21 protein-coding genes are annotated in these 18,670 nt (G+C 72.2%); 10 read left to right on the top strand and 11 right to left on the bottom strand.

Annotated features, from left to right (window positions below):
- Positions 1–194: 194 nt before the first annotated feature.
- Entirely contained in the window at positions 195–743 is a 549-nt protein-coding gene (locus Q5425_RS29645) for a hypothetical protein (protein WP_308675630.1), read from the top strand.
- A gap of 96 nt (positions 744–839) precedes the next feature.
- Here Q5425_RS29645 and Q5425_RS29640 read toward each other — a convergent pair whose 3' ends face one another.
- Entirely contained in the window at positions 840–1,478 is a 639-nt protein-coding gene (locus tag Q5425_RS29640) for a TetR family transcriptional regulator (RefSeq protein WP_308675629.1), read from the bottom strand.
- A gap of 65 nt (positions 1,479–1,543) precedes the next feature.
- On the opposite strand from Q5425_RS29640, the gene Q5425_RS29635 reads away from it, so the two are divergent.
- On the top strand, positions 1,544–3,058 hold the full coding sequence (locus tag Q5425_RS29635) for an FAD-dependent monooxygenase (RefSeq protein ID WP_308675628.1): 1,515 nt from the start codon (positions 1,544–1,546) through the stop codon (positions 3,056–3,058).
- Positions 3,059–3,258: 200 nt separating this feature from the next.
- Here the strand turns inward: Q5425_RS29635 and Q5425_RS29630 are convergent, their stop codons facing one another.
- The 4 genes from Q5425_RS29630 to Q5425_RS29615 are packed head-to-tail and all read right to left on the bottom strand — an operon-like array spanning position 3,259 to position 6,956.
- Positions 3,259–3,837 carry a hypothetical protein gene (locus Q5425_RS29630; RefSeq protein ID WP_308675627.1) on the bottom strand — a complete coding sequence of 193 codons (579 nt, stop codon included), beginning with the start codon at positions 3,835–3,837 and terminating at the stop codon, positions 3,259–3,261.
- 10 nt (positions 3,838–3,847) lie between these two features.
- The gene (dmpG, locus tag Q5425_RS29625; RefSeq protein WP_308675626.1) at positions 3,848–4,873 is read right to left on the bottom strand and encodes a 4-hydroxy-2-oxovalerate aldolase; all 1,026 of its coding nucleotides are present in this window, start codon (positions 4,871–4,873) and stop codon (positions 3,848–3,850) included.
- On the bottom strand, positions 4,870–5,769 hold the full coding sequence (locus tag Q5425_RS29620; RefSeq protein WP_308675625.1) for an acetaldehyde dehydrogenase (acetylating): 900 nt from the start codon (positions 5,767–5,769) through the stop codon (positions 4,870–4,872). The genes dmpG and Q5425_RS29620 overlap by 4 nt, the downstream gene beginning before the upstream one ends.
- 50 nt (positions 5,770–5,819) lie before the next feature.
- Entirely contained in the window at positions 5,820–6,956 is a 1,137-nt protein-coding gene (locus tag Q5425_RS29615; RefSeq protein WP_308675624.1) for an MFS transporter, read from the bottom strand.
- 145 nt (positions 6,957–7,101) lie between these two features.
- Here Q5425_RS29615 and Q5425_RS29610 point away from each other — a divergent pair, with 145 nt between their 5' ends.
- Entirely contained in the window at positions 7,102–7,317 is a 216-nt protein-coding gene (locus Q5425_RS29610; RefSeq protein ID WP_308675623.1) for a hypothetical protein, read from the top strand.
- Positions 7,318–7,372: 55 nt separating this feature from the next.
- On the opposite strand, the gene Q5425_RS29605 is transcribed toward Q5425_RS29610, so the two are convergent.
- Both Q5425_RS29605 and Q5425_RS29600 read right to left on the bottom strand, forming a co-directional pair.
- Positions 7,373–8,863 carry a glycoside hydrolase family 28 protein gene (locus Q5425_RS29605; RefSeq protein ID WP_308675687.1) on the bottom strand — a complete coding sequence of 497 codons (1,491 nt, stop codon included), beginning with the start codon at positions 8,861–8,863 and terminating at the stop codon, positions 7,373–7,375.
- A 153-nt stretch (positions 8,864–9,016) separates the two neighbouring features.
- Entirely contained in the window at positions 9,017–9,592 is a 576-nt protein-coding gene (locus tag Q5425_RS29600; RefSeq protein WP_308675622.1) for a cupin domain-containing protein, read from the bottom strand.
- Positions 9,593–9,610: 18 nt separating this feature from the next.
- Between Q5425_RS29600 and Q5425_RS29595 the strand changes: the two genes are divergently transcribed.
- Together Q5425_RS29595 and Q5425_RS29590 are read left to right on the top strand one after the other, a co-directional pair.
- Positions 9,611–10,099, top strand: a complete 489-nt coding sequence (locus Q5425_RS29595; protein WP_308675621.1) for an N-acetyltransferase family protein — start codon at positions 9,611–9,613, stop codon at positions 10,097–10,099.
- A gap of 127 nt (positions 10,100–10,226) precedes the next feature.
- Positions 10,227–11,633, top strand: a complete 1,407-nt coding sequence (locus Q5425_RS29590; RefSeq protein WP_308675620.1) for an OmpA family protein — start codon at positions 10,227–10,229, stop codon at positions 11,631–11,633.
- An 85-nt stretch (positions 11,634–11,718) separates the two neighbouring features.
- On the opposite strand, the gene Q5425_RS29585 is transcribed toward Q5425_RS29590, so the two are convergent.
- On the bottom strand, positions 11,719–12,306 hold the full coding sequence (locus Q5425_RS29585) for an XRE family transcriptional regulator (protein WP_308675619.1): 588 nt from the start codon (positions 12,304–12,306) through the stop codon (positions 11,719–11,721).
- A 77-nt stretch (positions 12,307–12,383) separates the two neighbouring features.
- Here Q5425_RS29585 and Q5425_RS29580 point away from each other — a divergent pair, with 77 nt between their 5' ends.
- The 3 genes from Q5425_RS29580 to Q5425_RS29570 all read left to right on the top strand — a co-directional run bounded on the left by Q5425_RS29580 (position 12,384) and on the right by Q5425_RS29570 (position 14,569).
- Positions 12,384–13,325 carry an NAD(P)/FAD-dependent oxidoreductase gene (locus tag Q5425_RS29580; protein ID WP_308675618.1) on the top strand — a complete coding sequence of 314 codons (942 nt, stop codon included), beginning with the start codon at positions 12,384–12,386 and terminating at the stop codon, positions 13,323–13,325.
- Between the two features lie 40 nt (positions 13,326–13,365).
- Positions 13,366–13,821: a group II truncated hemoglobin gene (locus Q5425_RS29575; RefSeq protein ID WP_308675617.1), complete on the top strand. Its 456-nt coding sequence runs from the start codon at positions 13,366–13,368 to the stop codon at positions 13,819–13,821.
- Between the two features lie 160 nt (positions 13,822–13,981).
- Positions 13,982–14,569: a TIGR03086 family metal-binding protein gene (locus Q5425_RS29570; RefSeq protein WP_308675616.1), complete on the top strand. Its 588-nt coding sequence runs from the start codon at positions 13,982–13,984 to the stop codon at positions 14,567–14,569.
- Here the strand turns inward: Q5425_RS29570 and Q5425_RS29565 are convergent.
- Complete coding sequence (locus tag Q5425_RS29565) at positions 14,520–15,413, bottom strand: NAD-dependent protein deacetylase (protein WP_308675615.1); 894 nt, start codon at positions 15,411–15,413, stop codon at positions 14,520–14,522. The two genes, Q5425_RS29570 and Q5425_RS29565, sit on opposite strands and share 50 nt — an antisense overlap.
- A gap of 64 nt (positions 15,414–15,477) precedes the next feature.
- Here Q5425_RS29565 and Q5425_RS29560 point away from each other — a divergent pair, with 64 nt between their 5' ends.
- Positions 15,478–15,948, top strand: coding sequence for a hypothetical protein (locus Q5425_RS29560; protein ID WP_308675614.1), 471 nt, complete (start codon positions 15,478–15,480; stop codon positions 15,946–15,948).
- A 10-nt stretch (positions 15,949–15,958) separates the two neighbouring features.
- On the opposite strand, the gene Q5425_RS29555 is transcribed toward Q5425_RS29560, so the two are convergent.
- Positions 15,959–17,146: an FAD-dependent monooxygenase gene (locus tag Q5425_RS29555; RefSeq protein WP_308675613.1), complete on the bottom strand. Its 1,188-nt coding sequence runs from the start codon at positions 17,144–17,146 to the stop codon at positions 15,959–15,961.
- A gap of 109 nt (positions 17,147–17,255) precedes the next feature.
- Here Q5425_RS29555 and Q5425_RS29550 point away from each other — a divergent pair, with 109 nt between their 5' ends.
- Positions 17,256–17,744, top strand: a complete 489-nt coding sequence (locus Q5425_RS29550; RefSeq protein WP_308675612.1) for a MarR family transcriptional regulator — start codon at positions 17,256–17,258, stop codon at positions 17,742–17,744.
- A 6-nt stretch (positions 17,745–17,750) separates the two neighbouring features.
- Here Q5425_RS29550 and Q5425_RS29545 read toward each other — a convergent pair whose 3' ends face one another.
- Complete coding sequence (locus tag Q5425_RS29545) at positions 17,751–18,653, bottom strand: DUF3800 domain-containing protein (protein ID WP_308675611.1); 903 nt, start codon at positions 18,651–18,653, stop codon at positions 17,751–17,753.
- Positions 18,654–18,670 lie beyond the last annotated feature (17 nt).

Here is an 18,670-nt window from a genome sequence, read left to right as displayed (position 1 = left end):
TCACCGTACGAGCCGCAGGCGGCATTACTCCAGCTAAATTTTCTTACGCAGCGTTAGCGATCCTGATGACCGCTCGTCTCCCGGCGGGGCCTCCCAGCCGTCTGTCCGACGCCGCAAAACTGGGTCGTTCGCCCCCAGCGGTTGTTGTAGCCTCAACCACAGATCGGTGCACCGACAGACCATGGGGGAATGTCATGCTTCGCAAACGAGTGCTGTCCGCTGTCCTCACCGCGCTCTTCGCGGCCCTGCCGCTGATCGCGACCCCGGCCGCGGCAAGCGCCGGAACCACGGAAGCCTCAGTACAAGCAAGTCTGGACCGGGAACTGGCGAAGCGCGCGGCGATTTCGCCGGCCGCCGTGCACGTCTGCTACGCGGTGCACGTGGCCGACTATGACTGGCTGGACACCGTCTGCGATGGGGAGGAGGCCGGCGTTCCCGCGCTGGGCAAGCGAATCGAGGCCATCAGGATCGGCGTGAACGGCGGTGGCGCCGGCGTCTGCTACACGCCGCACGTCCAGGACATCGGCTGGTTCACCAGCGAATCGTGCAACCTCCAGGAGGCCGGGACCACCGGCCTGGCCAAGCGGCTGGAGGCACTCAAGATCCGCGGCGCCGGCACGCGCCTCTGCTACACCGCGATGGGCCAAGGCTACGAATACCAGGACGTGCGGTGCCAGAACGAGGTCGTCGGCACCGTCGGACAGGCGCGGTACATGAGCGGCATCGCGATCTGGGTCGCTTGACCGCAATCCTCGCGCTCTAGCTGACAAAACCGCCAAGGCAGGCCCGAACAGCAGATGTTCGGGCCTGCCTTGGCGGGGCGAGACAGGTACCCGCGATCAGCCGGTCGGTCCGCCACCCGGGAAGTCGCCCACCCCGCGTTCCACCAGGTCAAACGCTTGGTCGACGACCTCCACCTGCTCCCGCCGCACCACTTCGGCGTCGTCGCCCGCCACGATCCGGCCCATTGCGTGGGCGAACACCGTCGCGATCGCCGTGGTCAGCAGGGCCGCCACCACCCGGGACCGGAACACGTCGCCCGTTTCCGACCCGAGCACCTCGGCGAGCGCGTCCGCGATCTCGCGCTCCTGCTCGTACCAGCGCGCCATCAACGCCGGGCTCGACGTCAGCACCCACCAGAACCCCGGGCCGCCCGCGATCGCCCCGGACAGCGGGTGGCCCGACGCCAGGAGGGAATGCTGGTGACGGCGCAACGCCTCACACGGTGACACCCCCGACGGCCGGGAGCGCACCACATCCGTCAGCTCCGCCAGACGATCCGCGTGGCGGTCGAGGAACAGGTCCTCCTTGCGCGGGAAGTAGTTGAACACCGTCATCTTCGAGACGCCCGCCGCTTCGGCGATCTCCGCCACCGTCACCTCCTCGAAGCCTCGCTCGATGAAGAGGCCGGTGGCCACGTTCGAGATCAGCAGGCGCGTGGCCTGCTTCTTCCGTTCGCGCAGTCCTGGGTCAGCCATGAGCCGAGAGTATAGACCGAGCTCAAAGTTTGACTCGGTACAAGTTTCTGGGCATCATCGGAGCCATGAACAGGGATGTGGTGATCTCCGGGGGCGGACCGGTCGGCTTGATGCTGGCCTGTGAACTGCGGCTGGCGGGCGTGGACGTGCTCGTCGTCGAACGGCTGCCCGAGCCGGACCAGACGATCAAGGCCGGGTCGGTCAACTTGACCACCGCCGAAGCCTTCTACCGGCGGGGGCTGCTGCCCGCCATGGACGAGGTCGTGCGGCAGAACTTCGAACAGATCCGGAAGTTCCTCGAGTCACGCGGCGGGAGCGGGCCGAAGGCCGTTCCCGTGGGGCACTTCGCCGGGATCATGGTCACCTCCGGCGGCGTCGACTTCGCCGATCCCGCCTTCCGGGACGTCGGGCCCGCCGCGCGGGTGGTGGTGATCCAGCAGCAGGCCGTCGAGGCCATCCTCGCCGGGCGCGCCGCCGAGCTGGGCGTCGAGGTGCGACGCGGCGTGGCGGTCACCGGGTTCGACGCGCACGACGACGGCGTGGACGTGCAGCTCGACGATCGGGAAACCGTGCGCGCCGGGTGGCTCGTCGGGTGCGACGGCGGCCGCAGCCAAGTCCGGAAACTGGCGGGATTCGAGTTCCCCGGGACCGATCCGGCCATCACCGGGCGGCAGGCCGTCGTCGAACTCACCGGCGCCGACACGCTGCCCGCCGGCTGGCAGCACGGCACCGGCGGGCTCTACGTCCACGGCCCGACGCCCGGGCGGATGCTCACCGTCGAGTTCGACGGGCCGCCCGCGGACCGCGACGCCCCGGTCACCGCGCAGGAGCTCGAAGACAGCTTCCGGCGGGTGTCCGGTGCGGACATCCGGGTGACGAAGGTCCACAGCGCGACGCGCTTCACCGACAACGCGCGCCAGGCGACCACCTACCGCATGGGCCGCGTGCTGCTGGCCGGGGACGCGGCGCACGTCCACTCCCCCTTCGGGGGCCAGGGCCTCAACCTCGGCATCGGTGACGCCGTCAACCTGGGCTGGAAGCTCGCCGCGACCATCCACGGCTGGGCGCCCGCCGGCCTGCTCGACACCTACACGGACGAGCGGCACCCGATCGGCGAATGGGTCCTCGAGTGGACGCGGGCGCAGGTTGCGCTGATGCGCAGCGACGTGCGGACCAAGGCACTGCGCCAGGTCGTCACCGACCTGCTCCTCACCGGCGACGGGGCGACGTACCTCGCGAAGAAGCTGTCCGGCGTCCTGCACCGCTACCCGATCGAAGGCGAGCACGACCTCACCGGTCGCGCCGCACCCGACTTCGCGTTCGCCGACGGCACCCGCCTCGGCGAACGCCTCCACGACGGCAAGGCGCTCCTGCTCGACCTCGCCGACAACGCCGAGCTGCGCAACACGGCAAGCGGCTGGGCCGGACGGGTCGGGACACTGTCCGCGAAGTGCGACAGCGCCCCGGCGCTGACGGGCGTGCTGATCCGGCCGGACGGCCACATCGCCTGGGCCCGCGAGGACGGCTCGACAGCCGGCCTCGAAGCAGCGTTGCGGCGGTGGTTCGGCGAACCCGCCTGACGAGGTGGACCGGGCGCGCCGGCGGTCGTGTACGGCGCGGGGAGCCCTCCTGCGTCCGACGCTGCGAGGACGCCGGCGGTCCGGCCGGCGCGGTGGGCACACCGGCGGCTCGGCCGGACAGGCGGCTCGGGGCGCGCCGGACTCCCGCGCGCCCCGAGCCGCCTCGGCAAGCGACCGCCGGGACACTGCTCGGTGAGCCGCTAGAGCCGCTCGCCGAGCAGCTTCGCCAAGCCGGCGTAGACCTCGCTGCGGTGCTTGACCACGTAGGCGACCGCGAGGCGCGTCCGGCCGTGGTTCCGCTTGGCCGTCACGACCATCTCCGCCTCCCCCGGCCCCGTCCGGTCGCAGAAGTACGCGGCTTCGCCGGCGCCGGGGATGGCGGTCGCCGGTTCGCTGCAGTCCTGTTTGGACTTCTCCAGCGCCTCGGCGGGCTGGGTGGCGGCGTCGCTGATGATCCACAGGTCGGCCAGCCAGGGGTGCACGTACTTGCCCTCGTAGCGGCACTGGAACGTGGTTCCGGTCGCGAACGCCGGGTCGGGTGGCTGCTCGGTCGCGATGATGTCTTCGCTGGTCCCCAACAGCTGTTGCAGCTCCGCGGTGCCGAGGAACGGACAGGCCGCGGACAGTATCGCCGGCGAGGCGGTCGTCGCCGGTGGTGGTGGTGGTGCGGTGAACGCCGTGGCCAGCCGGGTGGTGAACGGCGCCGTGGGCGATGGTGAGCACGCGGCGAGGCACGCCGTCGTCAAAACCACCGTCAGTGCCCGCCCGGCTCTCCCCATACCCGCCAATCTAGCCTTCCGCGGCCAGCTGCACCGCCACGTCGATGATCATGTCCTCCTGGCCGCCCACCAGAGCGAGCTCGCCGCAGCGGCGCAAGATCGACTGGGCCGGGACGCCGTAGCGCTCCGCCGCGCGCTCCGCGTGCAGCAGGAAGCTCGAATACACCCCGGCCCAGCCCTGGACGATCGCGTTGCGGTCCATCTTCGGCCACCGGTGCAGGTACGGGCGGACGACCTCCTCGGCCGCGTCGAGCAGGCCGCCGACGTCGAGGCCCGTGTCGACCTCCAGGCGGTCGAACACCGCCGCCAGCACCTCCGTCGGGGAGTTGCCGGCGCCCGCGCCGAGCGCGCACAGCGACCCGTCGATGTAACGGACGCCCGCTTCGTACGCCAGAACCGAGTTCGCGACGCCGAGCGAAAGGTTCTGGTGCCCGTGGTAGCCGACCCACGCCGTGTCGCCGACCTCGGCGACCAGCGCTTCGAACCGGGCGCGGGCCTCGTGCATCAGCAGCGCGCCCGCCGAGTCCGTCACGTACGCCGCCTGGCAGCCCGCGTCCACCATGATCCGGGCCTGCTTCGCCAGGTCTTCCGGTGGCGTCCGGTGCGCCATCATCAGGAACCCGGCCGTCTCCATCCCGAGGTCCCGCGCCAGCCCGAAGTGCTGCGGCGAGACGTCGGCTTCGGTGCAGTGCGTCGCCACCCGCACCATCTCCGCGCCCGCGTCGAAGGCGCGCTGCAGGTCCTCGGCCGTCCCGATCCCCGGCACCAGCAGCACCGCGATCTTCGCCTGTTTCGCCTCTTCGCGCGCCGCCGCGATGAGGCGAAGTTCGTCGACGGCGGAAAAGCCGTAGGTGAACGACGAGCCGCCGAGGCCGTCGCCGTGGGTCACCTCGATCACCTCGACGCCCGCGCGGTCGAGCGCGCGCACCGTGTCCCGCACCTGCTGCTCGGTGAAGCGGTGCGCCATCGCGTGGCTGCCGTCGCGCAGCGTCGTGTCGACGATCCGGACGTCGTGGCGCAGTTCCGGCCGGGTCATGCGGGCACCTCCTGCTTCGCGCGCGCCAGCAGCTCGCCCACGCGCGCGGCCGCGGCGGTCATGATGTCCAGGTTCCCGGCGTACTCCGGCAGGTAGTCGCCGTTGCCGCGGACTTCGAGGAAGATCCCCACCCGCGCGTGGCCGTCCCACTCCTCGCGCGCGTCGTCGAACTGCGGATCCGCGCGGAGGGTGTAGCCCGGCACGTACTTCCGCACCTCGGCCACCATCTCGTGGATCGACGCGGTGATCGCGTCGCGGTCGGCGTCGAGCGGAATCGCGCAGAACACCGTGTCCCGCATGATCATCGGCGGTTCCACCGGGTTGAGGATGATGATCGCCTTGCCGCGCCCGGCGCCACCGATCTCGGCCACCGCCTGCGACGTCGTGCGCGTGAACTCGTCGATGTTCGCCCGTGTCCCCGGGCCCGCCCCGCGCGAAGCGACCGACGCGACGATCTCCGCGTACGGCACCGTCGTCACCCGGGAAACGGCGTGCACCACGGGGATCGTGGCCTGGCCGCCGCAGGTGATCATCGAGACGTTCGGGGCGTCGAGGTGCGCACCGAGGTTCACCGGCGGGCACACCATCGGGCCGAGGTGCGCCGGGGTCAGGTCGATCGCCTGGATGCCCGCTTCCTCGTAGCGCGGCGCGTTCGCGGCGTGCGCCTTCGCCGAGGTCGCCTCGAACACCAGGTCCGGCAGCGGGTCCTGGCGCAGCAGCCAGTCGACGCCTTCGGCGGACGCCGCGATCCCCTCGGCGCGGGCGCGCTCGAGGCCGTCCGACTCGACCACGCCGACCACGTAGCCGACTTCGATCACTTCACTGCGCCGCAGCTTCGCCAGCAAATCGGTGCCGATGTTGCCGGGGCCGACGATCGCCGCCATCACGGGAGCCATGCCCCGACCGTCGCACCGGGCGGGCCGGTCGGAACAGCCCGGTGTTCCGTTCAGTGGAACGCGGGGACCGGACGGCGGGCGCGCTGGATCACCGCCGCGGCCCCGAGGGCGATCACTCCCCCGCAGGTCATGACGGCGGGAACCGACACGGCGTCCACCACGAAGCCGCCGGCCAGCGCCCCCGCGGAGAGGGTGGCCTGGAAGGACGCCGTGAACAGGACGGTGGCCGCCTCGGGCGCGTCCGGCGCTTCGCGGGCGAACCAGGCCTGGGAGCACACCGGCACCCCGCCGTAGGCCACGCCCCAGGCCACCAGGGTCAAGAGCGCGCCGATCGGCCCGGTGTGCGGCAGCGCCAAGACCGCCACCGCGAGCACCGCCGCGGCGATCGCGAACCCGGCCCGGTGCCGCCCGGCCAGGAAGGAGCCCGCGATCCCGGCGACGCCGTAGGCGAGCAGATACCCGCTGAGCACCTCCGGCCGGACGACTTCCCGCAGCAGCGGCGTGACGTAGGTGTAGGTGCCGAAGTGCGCCAGCACGACGAGGAAGGTCACCAGCAATCCACTTCGGACACCGCGACGCCGCAGCAGTCCACTCAGGACACTCAGCCGGGTGACCTCCGCCGGCGGCAGCGGCGGCGTGAGGAGCACGAGGGCAGCGGCGGTCCCGAGACTCAGCACACCCAGCAGGAGGAACGCCGTCCGCCAGCCGGCGAGCTGCCCGACGAGGGTGCCGAGCGGCACCCCCAGCACCGAACCGAGCGGCACGGCGGCGAAGATCACCGAGGTCGCTCGCGCGGCGGCCGCCGTCCCGACGAGCCGGGGCGCCAGGCCGGCGCCGATCGACCAGAACCCGCCGATGACGACGCCGACGAGGAAGCGGGCGACCAGCAGCACCCAGAACGCGGGCGCGGCGGCGGCGAGGAAGCCGGCGGCCGCGAGCAGGACCAGGAGACCGCCCAGCATCAGCCGGCGGTCGAGCCGGCCGGCCGCGACGGTGACCGCCGGCGCGGCGACCGCGGCGACAAAACCGGGCACGGTCATCGTCCAGCCGGCGGTCCCGGCCGAAACGCCGAACGCGGCCGCGATCGGCGTCAGCAGCCCGATCGGCAGGATTTCGGTGGTGACGATGGCGAAGATCCCGACGGTGACGGCAAAAACCGCGGGCCACCGCGGCGCTGGTGCGTTCATGATCCCCAGTGAAGCGGCGGCGGCCCCCGCGGTCTGGCCGGTTTGCGACAGCTTGCCCGGCCGGCGGGGTCATGGCGGATTCCCGCCGGTTTGATCGACTCCGGATCGGGGCAGTTCCGGGATGCACCCGATCGAGGAGGTTGTGATGGCCGAACGGCGTTGGCACCTGATCCCGGCCACGGCTACGCTGTGCTGGCTGTACCTGGGCATAGGGGCGGTCCTGCTCGTCACCAGCATCGTCACCCTGACCGGCACTGAGGGCCGGATGCCCGCCCTGACGGTGGTCGCCGCGGTGGCGGCGGTGGCCTTGATCGCCCTCTCCGTGGTCGGCTTGGCCCGCCCGAAACTCCGCGGCCGCTGAGCCGAAACCGACCGGCCGGGCCCCGCGGCGGCGCCGAGGCCCGGCCGGAAACTCCCTACAGCTCCTGGTGATCCGCGTGGTCCACCCGGGCTTCGGGCACCGGACGGCCGTCGCTCACCCGGAAGTCGTCCACGCCGTCGAGCACGAACGTCGGTGTGCCCGCCACCTTGTCCGCGCGGCAGTGGTGCACGTCGGCGTCGGCTACGTCCCGCAGGACGAACGCCGGGCGCGTGTCCGGCCTGCCGAAGCGCACGTCCACGTTGTCCCAGCTGATTTCCCGGGCGTGGCGGACGAAGAAGCCGTACGCCGGGAGCGTGCCGAACATCGACGGCTCCGGGTAGGCGGTTTCCAGCTCCGGCGGGTTCTGCACCGCGTCGCCCGGAGTGAGCCCACCCGCCAGGTGGTGCCGGATGTTGCTCAGCTTGACGTCCTCGACGGGGTGGCCCGGAATGCCCGAGAAGCACGACGGGTAGCGCGGGTCCGCGTCGTACGTCGTGACGTCGCTGATGCTCACCCGGCGCAGGAACCCGACCGGGATCCCCGCCGGCCCGCGCATCCGCGCGCCCAGCCGGAGGAACAGCGGCATCTGGACGTTGCGCATCGTCAGGTTGCTGATCGTCACGTCTTCGAGCCACCCGCCGTCGACCGTTTCCAGGGCCAGGCCGCGGCAGTGTTCGAAGACCACGTTGGAGATCGCGATGTTGCGGAACCCGCCGTTGGACTCGGTGCCGAACTTGACCCGGCCGGTGCGGCCGTAACCCGCGGTCTTGAACGTGCCGCCGACGAGGGTGCCGAGGTCGTAGCCGCTGACGAAGCAGTTGTCGATGGTGACGTTCTCGGTGTCGCGCACCTGGTTCAGCGCATACGAACTCTTGAGCACGATGGCGTCGTCGTTCGGCGAATTCACCGTCGTGCCGGCGATCCGCACGTTCTTGCAGCAGTCGATGTTGATGCCGTCGCGGTTGGTGTCGATCACCAGTCCCTCGATGCGGAAGTTGTCCACGCCGGTGGGGAGGATGCCGAAGTGCCCGCCGTTGACGATCGTGATGTCGCGGATCGCGACGTTGCGGCACAGCTTCAGCGCGATCGCCTTGTTCCCGTTCAGCGGCGCGGATTCCGCGCTGCCGCCGGCGACGAGGCCCTTGCCGTCGATCTTGCCGGGCCCCTCGATGGTGACGTTCTCGAGGTTCTCGCCCCAGATCAGGCTGTTGTGCCAGTGGCTGTGCCCGAAGTCCTGGTATGGGTTGCCCGCGCCGGGTTCGGCCGGATCGTAGCCCTGGCCGCCGGCCGGGGCGGCGGCCAGGATCGTCGCGTTCGCGGCGAGGTACAGCGCGATGTTGCTCTTGAGGTGGATCGAATAGCTCGCGTAGGTCCCGGCGGGGAAGTACACGGTTCCGCCGCGGGTCGCGGCCCCGTCGATCGCGCGGTTGATCGCGGCGGTGTCGATGGTGCGCCCGTCGCCCTTCGCGCCGTATTTCGTGACGTCGAAGAAGCGCCCCAGCGGGCCCGCCGGTTCGTCGGCTCCGGCCGCCTGGGATCCGGCCAAGGGCAGCGCGGCGCCCGCGGCTCCCCAGGCGACGACACGACGGCGGCTCAACGCTCTTCCCACAAGATCTCCCTCATCTCGCCATGGCGGAAGCCCTGCTTCCGACGGCGGATCGGGAACGGATCTCACGCTAAAGGCAAAAGATCCGATGAGTCAAGCGGGTCGCGGCCGACGCGGGCGCATGATCAGCGCCGCGACGGAGTACACACAAGGGTTCTCGCCGCGGTTCGCGTAGGAATGCTCGACGTCGGCGGGAAAGTAGAGCGAATCGCCCGCCGCCAGGACGTACTGGGCCTCGCCGGCACCGAGGCTCAGCGTGCCCGACTCCACGGCGACGAATTCGTGGGAACCCGGGGCGTAGGCGGGGAACGTGCCCGCGTCGCAGCCCGGCGGCAGGGTGGTGCGGATCCACTCGAAGTTGACGCCGGGGACGACCGGCGTCAGCACCGTGCGGTGCCAGCCGCCGGGTTCGGTGACGTGTTCCTGGTCGGCGGCGCGGCGGAGGATCACCCGATCGGTCTCGAGGTCGGCCAGCAGCCGGGAGACCGGCAGCCCCAGGCCGTCGGCGATCCGGGACAGCACCACGACCGTCGGCGTCTTCTCGCCGCGCTCGATGGCCGACAGCATGCTGACGCTGACCCCGGCGGCCTTCGCCAGGGCACTCAGCGCCAGCCCGCGGCCGGCGCGGAGGTCGTGCAGGTGGCGGCCGAGGATCACCGGATCGATCATTCCTCTATAATAGCGGTCATGTCCACTATAGCGGAAGCGACGGAGGCCGACGCCGAAGGCATCGCGGCCGTCTTCGCGCCGTACGCCACCGATTCGGTCGTCACGTTCGAAACCACACCGCCCACCGCGGCCCAGTGGCGCACGAAGATCCGCGAGAGCGCGTGGCCCTTCCTCGTCCTCGTCGAAGATGGCGAGATCCGCGGGTACGCGCTGGCCACACCGTGGCGGCCGAAGCCGGCGTACCGGTACTCGGTGGAGACCACGATCTACCTCGCCCCCGAGGCCGCCGGCCGCGGCCACGGGCGGCGGCTGCTCGACGAACTGCTGAAGCGGTGCGCGGCCGCCGGAGCCCGGCAGGCGATCGCGGTCGTCGTCGACTCCGGCAACCCGGCGTCGCGGAACCTGCACCGCGCGGCCGGGTTCACCGACGCCGGTGTGCTGCGCCGGGTCGGGTTCAAGCACGACCGCTGGCTCGACACCCTGCTGCTGCAGCGGGAATTGGGCTGACCCGCCGCTTTCGCGGGAATCGGCGGAGCAAGTCCACCGGCGGATGTCGATCGAGGGCTGCTGCCCGTGTGGGCACAGTTCGCCGTGAGTCTTGTCGTCGAGCCCCTGGGGCGCGAATACTCCTGCCATGAGGTCGTCGCTCACGACACCGCAGGTGGAGCAGGGCAGGCGTCCCGTTCCGCCGGTGCGGCGGGAGGGCCTGCCCGGGCTGCTCGCGCTGCAACGCGCGGCGGGCAACCGTGCGGTGGCCGCCGTTCTGGCCCCGGCGCCGGTCTCGGTCCCGGTCGCGGTGCAGCGGTGTGGGTCCGAGCGGCACGACGGGTGTCCCTGTGCGGAGACGGCCGAGCCGGAGAACGTCCAACTGAGCCAGACGGGCGCCCCGGTGCAGCGGAAGGTCGACGAGAAGGCGTTCGCGGCGACCGGCGGCCGGATCGAAGAGGTCGGGGACACCACCGGCGGCGGCTTCGGTGAGGGCTCGACCGAGTCGAACGAGTTCCTGCTGTGGAACTACCAGGTCGGCCGGCCGGAACCGCAGGCGCAGCACACGACGTACCTCAAGGACAAGGTCCTGGGCGCGGGCCGGTGGCCGGACATGCTGCGGGCCGACAAGGCGCTGCAGGTCGCGGTCGTCGGCGGCGCCAGTTCCAGTGGCGGTGCCGCGGTCGCGACACCCCTGTCCGTCGCACGGGCGGACCGGGTCAAGGCGTCGCTGGTGTCGGGTGGCATCGCGGCCGGCCGGGTGGTGACGAGCGGGGCCGGGAGCCGGCACCCGTTCGCCGACGAGACCAGCTCGGAGAACATGGCCCGGAACCGGCGCGTGGAGGTCTTCCTCTTCCGCCCGGCCAAGCGGGTCGCGGCGCAGGCGGGGGTGACCGTGTCGGCGTCGAACCTGTCGGCGGCGGTGCCCGTCGGCTTCAGCCGCGACACCTCGAACCCCAACCTGCTCGTGCTCCGCTGGCGCCCGTTCGTCTTCACCGCGGACGTGGTGGCGGCCGGCCCGGCGGACATGGCGGTCGGCATCCTCCAGTTCCTGCGCGGTGACAGCCGGATCGGCAGCTACCGGTCGGGGGCGGGGCCGTTCCTGCTCGACTTCGGCCGCTGCATGCAGCCCGACCTGCCGTGCAAGGACGTCGCCGAGTCGCGGGGACGCTTCAGCGGCCCCGGTCAGGTGACCGGTCCCGGTGCGGGCACGGTGCGCATGGCCGACGCGCCGGGTTTTGTGATGCCGGTCAAGGTGACCGATCCCCGGCAGGGGACGCTGGTCTCGTCGCACTGGGAGATGGAGTTCGTCGCCGTCATCGGGGCGCACGTGGGCGGCAAGTTCCTCCCGGTGAAGTCGGTGGTCTGGTCCCTCGCGGACGACCACGCGGTCGACGCGACCGGAACGCTGAACCCCGCACGGACCGCCGCCACGGCACAGGCGCCACAGGACGGCGCGCCCGGCGACCTCGACATCGAGCAGGCGATGTCGGGACGGACCTGTCGCTTCATGGCCCGGCGCCTGAACGGCTTCTGCCGCCCGGAACTCGCCTAGGTGCTCATCCGCACCGACGCCGCCGGCGGCACCCACGAGTTCGTGGAGCGGTCACTGACAAGAAGACCGGGCTGCTCGATCCGGGCTAACGGGACTTCGCCCGCAGGTGCAGCCGCTCGCCCTGCTTCCCGAACAGGCTGAGGATCTCCGCCGGCCGTCCGCCGACCGCGCCGAACCAGTGCGGGAGCCGGGTGTCGAACTCCGCGGCCTCGCCGGGGCCGAGCGTCATGTCCCGGTCGGCCAGGATCAGGCGCAGCCGTCCCGAGAGGACGTACAGCCACTCGTAGCCCTCGTGGACCTGGGGCTCGGGTTCACCCGTCTCCGGTTCCAGGACCATCTTGAACGCCTGCGGCGCGCCCGGCTGGCGGGTCAGCGGCAGCACCGTCATCGTCGCGCCGTTGTGCCGCGGGATGCGGCGCGCGGTCAGGCGGACCCGGGGGTCGCCGACCTCGGGCGCGCCCACCAGCTCGTCCAGGGGCACCTGGTGCGCCTGGGCGATCGGCAGCAGCAGCTCCAGGCTCGGCTTCCGCTGGCCCGACTCGAGCCGGGACAGCGTGCTCTTCGAAATCCCGGTCGCCTCGGACAGGTCGGCCAGGGTGACCCGCCGCTGCGTGCGGACCCGTTTGAGCCGGGGGCCGACCTCGGCCAGGGCCTGGGTGATCGCGTCCGTCATGCCTCCAGGAAACCCCCTTGTCCCGGAAACGGCAACATTAGTTGTCGAATCGGTCAGGCCGGGTTCAAGGTGGCGGCATGAGCGAAAACAACAGCTTCGACGTACTGGTGGTGGGTGGTGGCGCCGCGGGACTCAGCGCCGCCCTGATGCTGGGCCGGGCGCGGCGGCGCGTCGCGGTCGTCGACGGGGGCGCCCCGCGCAACGCGCCGGCGTCGCACATGCACGGCTTCCTCTCCCGCGACGGCCTGCCGCCGTCGCAGCTCCTGGAAATCGGCCGCGACGAACTCCGCGGTTACGGCGTGGAGGTCCTCGAAGACCACGTGACCCGGCTCGACCACGGCTTCACCGCCCGCTTGGCGGGCGGCCGGGAGCTGACCGCCCGGCGCGTGCTGATCGCGACCGGCGTCCACGACGACCTGCCGGACGTCCCCGGCCTGCGGGAAAGCTGGGGCACCGACGCGGTGACGTGCCCCTACTGCCACGGCTACGAGGTGCGCGACCAGCCCCTCGGCGTGCTCGGGACCCAGCCCGAGAGCGTCGAGCACGCGCTGCTGGTCCGCCAGTGGTCGCCGGACGTCGTCTACTTCTCGCACACCGAGCCGGTGTCCGAAGAGGACCGTGAACGGCTCGACGCGCGCGGGATCCGCGTGGTCGACGGCCTGGTGACCGCCGTGCGGCGCGAAGACGGCCACCTCACCGGCGTCGAGCTCGGGGCCCGGTTCGTGCCGCGGACGGCGCTGTTCATCCGCACCCGGACCGTCCCGCACGACGAGCTCCTGCGCGGCCTCGGCTACGAAGAGGGCGACGTCGACCCGTCCGGCAAGACCGGCGTGCCGGGCGTGTGGGCCGCGGGGAACGTCGTCGACGCGCGGGCGACCGTGATCATCGCCGCGGCCCAGGGCGCGGCGGCGGCCGGGGCGCTGAACCACGACCTCGTCACCGAAGACGTCCGGCGGGCGGTCGACGCGCTCGGCGGCTTCTCCCCCGCCGCGGAACGCGCGGCCGCCGGGGCGCGCTGAAGTCCTGGCGTCCGGCGGTCCCGCGTGCCACTCTCGGCGGATGCGTCCGACGCTGTACGAATTCGCCAGCGGCGAGCCCGCGTTCCGCGCGCTGGCCGCCGCCCACCACGCACGCTGCCTGGCCGACCCGGAGCTGAACCACCCGTTCTCGAAACCCGACCAGCACCCGCAGCACGTCGACCGGCTCGCCTGGTACTGGGCCGAGGTCATGGGCGGGCCGCCGCGGTTCAGCCGCGAGTGCAGCGACCATTCGGCGATGCTCCGGATGCACGCCGGCAACGGCGACATCAGCGACCTCGGCCGCCGGTTCGTCGCCTGCTTCGTGCAGGCCGCGGACGACGCCGGCCTGCCCGCCGATCCGGAGTTCCGCGCCGCGCTGCGGTCCTACATGGAGTGGGCGGTGGCCGAAGTGCTCGCCTACCCCGGCCCGCCCGGCGAGGTCCCCGCCGGGCTGGCCGTGCCGCGCTGGTCGTGGGCGGGGCTGCAGCCGGTGTAACGACCGGGGCGGCCGCCGCGTCTTCCGGGCGACGACAGGCTGTGGAGGTCCGTCGCCAGAGCCGGTCCGGACGGGTAACCCCCACTCGCCCGGACCGGTTCGCGGGCGACGTCCGATACCCGCGAGCGTCGCCGCCCCGGGCCGGGCCAGACTGGCCGCCATGCTCCTCGACCGCTTCCTCCTCGCCTCCCGGGGTTTCGAGCACCACCTCCGCGCGGTACCGCCCGGCGGCTGGGCCGCCCCGACGCCGTGCAGCGAGTGGGACGTGCGGGCGCTGGTCAACCACATGACCCGCGGCAACCTCAACTACATCGGCCTGCTGCGCGGCGCGACCCGGGATGAGTTCCTGGCCCGGCGGGACGAAGACGCCCTCGGCGACGATCCCGTCGCCGCGTACACCGCCTCGGTCCGGGCCTGCGCGGACGCCTTCGCCGGGGAAGGCGCGCTGGACCGCGTGGTCGACTACCCGCTCGGCGAGCTCACCGGGCGGCGGGCGCTGGCCGTGCGCACGGCGGACAGCACCGTGCACACCTGGGACCTCGCCCGCGCGCTCGGCGCCGACGAGACCCTCGACCCGGGCCTGGTCGCGTGGATCGACGACGACCACGACACGATCTTCGCCGGGCTGGCCCTCGGTCCGCGGGTCTTCGCCGAGCCGCCGCCCGCGGCGCCCGGCGCGTCCCGCCAGGATCGGCTGCTCACCCGGTTCGGCCGCGAGCCTCGCCCAGCCGGCCCACCAGCTCGGTGAGCGCGGGCCCCAGCGGCCGGTCGACCCGCACCGAGGCGTAGCGGTCGCCCCGGGTTTCGCCGCGGTTGACGATCACCACCGGCTTGCCCGCGTTCGCCGCGTGGCGGACGAACCGCAGCCCGGACATCACCGTCAGGGAGGAGCCGAGCACCAGCAGCGCCGCGGCGGCGTCGACCAGCCGGTAGCACTCCTCGACCCGCGGCCGCGGCACGTTCTCGCCGAAGAACACGACGTCCGGCTTGAGGATGCCCCCGCAGGCCTCGCACGGCACCGGCCGGAACCGGCGCACGACGTCGCCGGGCAGTTCGGCGTCGCCGTCCGGGTTGATCCGGGTGGCTTCCCCCGTGAAGCCGGGGTTGGCCGCCCGCAGCCGCCGGTCGAGGTCCGCACGCGGGCCGGTGCGGCGACAGCCCAGGCAGACGACGCGGTCCAGGCTCCCGTGCAGCTCGACGGCGTCCGCGGTGCCCGCCGCCTGGTGCAGGCCGTCGACGTTCTGCGTGATGACACCGGAGACGTAACCGCCCTCGCGCAGGGCGGTCACGGCCCGGTGACCGTCGTTGGGGTCGGCGCGGGCGATGGTGCGCCAGCCGAGGTGGCTGCGCGCCCAGTACCGCTGCCGCCCTTCGGCGCTGGTGACGAACTCGTCGTAGGTCATCGGCGTGTGCCGGCGCAGGCTGCCGCTTTCGCCGCGGTAGTCCGGGATCCCGGATTCGGTGGACAGCCCGGCCCCGCTGAGCACGGCAACACGCCCGCGAGCGACGACGTCCGTCAGCTCGTCGAGGCTGGACGTCCGCGGCAGCGGCGCGTCCGCCGACGTCCAGGACAGGGTGGGGCGGGTCCGCACCAGGCCAGGGTACGTGCGCCGGGTGCGGACCACGCGGCAGGCGCGGATCGGGCATCCTTTCCCGGTGCTGATCACGAACGAGTTCTGGGCCACCACGGCGCAGGTCATCCCCGCGCTGTTGCTCGCCGTCGTGCTGGCGGAGCGGACCGACCGGCCGAAGCGGGCCGAGCCGTCGCCCGGTTCGCCGCCGCCCAAGTCCTTGAGCGTCGTGTTCAGCACGGCGATGCTGGTGTCGATCGCCTTGGGCGTTTCGGCCGAGTTCCTGGCGCTGGACGGCCTGCTCGGCGGGGGCGGCCGGGGGTCGGCCCGCGTGGTGGTCATCGCGATCGGGGTCCTCGCGTTCTGGGTGGTCGCGGTCGCCGCGATGCGGCGAGGCGGGCGGTTCTTCCCGGAGGAGGACGACGACGCCCTGGACCGGCTCCCCCTCGGCCGGTCCCTCGCCGTGACCACCGTCGCCGTGGGCCACTTCCTGATCGCGTTCGCCGTGGCGGTCCTGCCACTGGCGGCGGCGATCTGGCTGGCGGTCCGGATCTGACCGGGGTCCCTCACCTCGCCCGGACGGGGAAGTCCGGCAGCGTGAGCGCCGAGTGCTCGGGGCGCGGCGTGCGCGGCACCGTGGTGAGCTGCCGGAGCGCGGCGTTGCGTCGCTCGAGCGCTTCCGCCGTCGCGGGGAAGAGCGTCGCCTGGCCTTCGCCGACCATGGCCTGGTTGCGTCCGACGAAGTCCCGCAACCGGCTCTCGTAGGCCGCGAAGGCCTCGGCGTGGTCCGGGATGGTGGCCAGGGCGTGGCCGAGCACGTACGCGCCGGCGAGCGCGAGGCTGGTGCCCTGGCCGGTCAGGAAGGACGGGGCGTGGGCGGCGTCGCCGACGAGCGCGACGCGGCCGGCCGACCAGCGCGGCAGGTGGATCTGGCTGATCACGTCGAAGAACAGGTCGTCGGCTTCTCGCATCGCCGCGACCATGCGCGGAATCTCCCAGCCGTCACCCTCGAAGGTGCGGGCGATCAGGTCGCGCTGGGCCTCGGGGTCGCGGAACGCCTCGATCGGCGCTTCCGCCCGGGCGAAGACCAGGAAGCCGTGGACCTCTTCGCTGTCGAGGACCGCGTACAGCGCCGCGCCCTTGCCGGGGGTGCTCCACGCGAGCCCCTCGCGGAAGAGCCCGAAGTTGTTGGGCATGGTGAACCCGGCGAAGCTGTAGCCGAGGTAGCGGTGGAACCGCGCCTCGTCGCCGAAGACCAGCCCGCGAGTGCGGGAATGCAGGCCGTCGGCTCCGATCACCAGGTCGTAGGTGCCCCGGCGGCCGCTCCGGAAGGTGACGTCGACGCCGTCGGCGTCCTGCGTGAGGGTTTCGACGGAGTCGCCGAAGCGGAAATCGGCGTCGTCGCGCACCAGGTCGTACAGCGTGCGGATCAGGTCGCCCCGGCGGATTTCGAGGTCGTCGCCGTCGACGCCGCCGATGACCGCGTTCGGGTCCAGCGACGCCACTTCCCCGCCGTCGGCGTCGAGGAAGGTCAGCCGCCGGGTGGAGATGTGCAGGTCGCGCAGCCGGGGCAGGATCCCCATCCGCCGGACGGCGTCCAGGGCCGTGCCGCGGACGTCGATGGGGTAACCGCCGACCCGCAGTTCGGGCGTCTTCTCCACAACGGTGACCTCGAACCCCGCCTGCCGCAGCCAGAAGGCCAGGGCGGGACCGGCGATGCTCGCGCCCGAAATCAGGACTGATCGACTGGTCATGACATCTCCTATAGCTAAGTTAGGTATCTAGATTGGAGGTGCGACAATGCCTGAGCGACATCCCGACCTGACCCGAATATATACCTAAGTTAGCTATCTAAGAGGTGTGATGGCCGACACAGAAGCCGGCGACGTGGCCGAGCTGCGCTCCGTGCTGCCCCGGATCATGCAGCTGGGCAACCTGATGAACCGCAGTGGCCTCGGCGAACGGGCGATGAAGGCGATCGGGGCCGACCTCGACCGGCCCGGCCTGTCGATCATCCTTTCGCTGCACATGACCGGGAAGGCGCTGCGCGTCGGGGAGATCGCGGACCGGATGCAGGTCGCCGGACCGCACGTCACGCGGCACCTGCACGTGCTCGAACGACGGCGGCTGGTGCGCGGACTGGCCGATCCCGACGACCGGCGCGCCCGGCTGGTCGAGCTGACCCCGGACGGCGCCGGGATAGCCGACCGGTACGTCACGACGCTGCTCGGCTGGTTCGGCGAGGCGTTGTCCGGGTGGTCGCCGGAGGACCGCCGGACCTTCTACGACCTGCTCCTGCGGTTCACCGACGACTTCGCGGCGTTCCTTTCGGCGACCGGCGAAGACGGGTGAGGCGGCTCACCCGCTGAGCCCCTCCCGGACCGAGACGTCCATAAAGGACTCCAGCAGGGTCGTCAACCCGGGGTCCCCGCGGCCGTTCAGCTCGTCGGAGGCGATGCGGCGGGCCACGCCGGCCAGGAAGTCGGCGATCTGGACCCGGGCGTCCGACCGGGAGTCGACGAACCGCACGCCCGCCAGGCGCGGGCCGAGGGTGGCCTTGAGCTGCAGCACGCGCTCGGGGGTGAGGGCCAGCTGCTCGTCGTGGACCAGCTCGACCGGGGTGCCCTCGCCGCTCCAGTACCGGACGGTGTGGATCACCGCGGGCACCAGCGGGTCCAGGCCCGGATCGCTCGCCGGCCGGGCCCGGTAAGCGGCGACGCGCTCGGCGCCGCCGCGGAACGAGGCGACGATCTCGCCGGCTTCGCCCGGGACCGCGGCGAGTTCGTCGACCAGCGCGAAGAACTCCTCCGGCGACGTCGTCACGCCGCGACGGGGCTTCCGCCGCAGCACGCTGGTGAACGCGGTCAGGAAGAACTCCCAGCGGGCGGCGCCGAAGGCGGCCGGGCCCGTGCGGTGGAGGGTGCGGGCCATCGTGCCGGTCCCCTGCTCGGCGAGCAGCGTGACCGCGGCGCGCACGGCGAAGAACGTCTTGCCGGTCAGGTGCACGTGGCCGCGGCCGTCGAGCGGGCCGTCCGGAGCGAGCAGCCATTCGAGCACCGCGCGGTGCTTGGCGCGCAGCAGGTGGTTGGCCTTGTACTCCTCGGCGGGCGAGCCGATGCGGGCGCGGATCTCGCGCACGCAGGCGACCGCCTCGGGCACGGGCATCCGGATGCCGGCGTGGGCGAAGACGTCCGTCTCGCCGCCGAGCAGGTTCTCGCCCTCCGAGCCCGACTCGTCGCAGGCGATCTCGACCGGGCGCACCCGGGCGATCGTGCCAG

It is taken from the genome of Amycolatopsis sp. A133, assembly GCF_031082405.1.
Lineage (GTDB): Bacteria > Actinomycetota > Actinomycetes > Mycobacteriales > Pseudonocardiaceae > Amycolatopsis.
Note: the sequence above shows the minus strand (reverse complement) of the source record. Positions and strands in the feature narration are given on the sequence as shown.

Coding starts and splice junctions, on each gene's coding strand:
- Q5425_RS29645 (WP_308675630.1), top strand. CDS start 195: ATGCTTCGCAAACGAGTGCTGTCCGCTGTCCTCACCGCGCTCTTCGCG.
- Q5425_RS29640 (WP_308675629.1), bottom strand. CDS start 1,478: ATGGCTGACCCAGGACTGCGCGAACGGAAGAAGCAGGCCACGCGCCTG.
- Q5425_RS29635 (WP_308675628.1), top strand. CDS start 1,544: ATGAACAGGGATGTGGTGATCTCCGGGGGCGGACCGGTCGGCTTGATG.
- Q5425_RS29630 (WP_308675627.1), bottom strand. CDS start 3,837: ATGGGGAGAGCCGGGCGGGCACTGACGGTGGTTTTGACGACGGCGTGC.
- dmpG (WP_308675626.1), bottom strand. CDS start 4,873: ATGACCCGGCCGGAACTGCGCCACGACGTCCGGATCGTCGACACGACG.
- Q5425_RS29620 (WP_308675625.1), bottom strand. CDS start 5,769: ATGGCTCCCGTGATGGCGGCGATCGTCGGCCCCGGCAACATCGGCACC.
- Q5425_RS29615 (WP_308675624.1), bottom strand. CDS start 6,956: ATGAACGCACCAGCGCCGCGGTGGCCCGCGGTTTTTGCCGTCACCGTC.
- Q5425_RS29610 (WP_308675623.1), top strand. CDS start 7,102: ATGGCCGAACGGCGTTGGCACCTGATCCCGGCCACGGCTACGCTGTGC.
- Q5425_RS29600 (WP_308675622.1), bottom strand. CDS start 9,592: ATGATCGATCCGGTGATCCTCGGCCGCCACCTGCACGACCTCCGCGCC.
- Q5425_RS29595 (WP_308675621.1), top strand. CDS start 9,611: ATGTCCACTATAGCGGAAGCGACGGAGGCCGACGCCGAAGGCATCGCG.
- Q5425_RS29590 (WP_308675620.1), top strand. CDS start 10,227: ATGAGGTCGTCGCTCACGACACCGCAGGTGGAGCAGGGCAGGCGTCCC.
- Q5425_RS29585 (WP_308675619.1), bottom strand. CDS start 12,306: ATGACGGACGCGATCACCCAGGCCCTGGCCGAGGTCGGCCCCCGGCTC.
- Q5425_RS29580 (WP_308675618.1), top strand. CDS start 12,384: ATGAGCGAAAACAACAGCTTCGACGTACTGGTGGTGGGTGGTGGCGCC.
- Q5425_RS29575 (WP_308675617.1), top strand. CDS start 13,366: ATGCGTCCGACGCTGTACGAATTCGCCAGCGGCGAGCCCGCGTTCCGC.
- Q5425_RS29570 (WP_308675616.1), top strand. CDS start 13,982: ATGCTCCTCGACCGCTTCCTCCTCGCCTCCCGGGGTTTCGAGCACCAC.
- Q5425_RS29555 (WP_308675613.1), bottom strand. CDS start 17,146: ATGACCAGTCGATCAGTCCTGATTTCGGGCGCGAGCATCGCCGGTCCC.
- Q5425_RS29550 (WP_308675612.1), top strand. CDS start 17,256: ATGGCCGACACAGAAGCCGGCGACGTGGCCGAGCTGCGCTCCGTGCTG.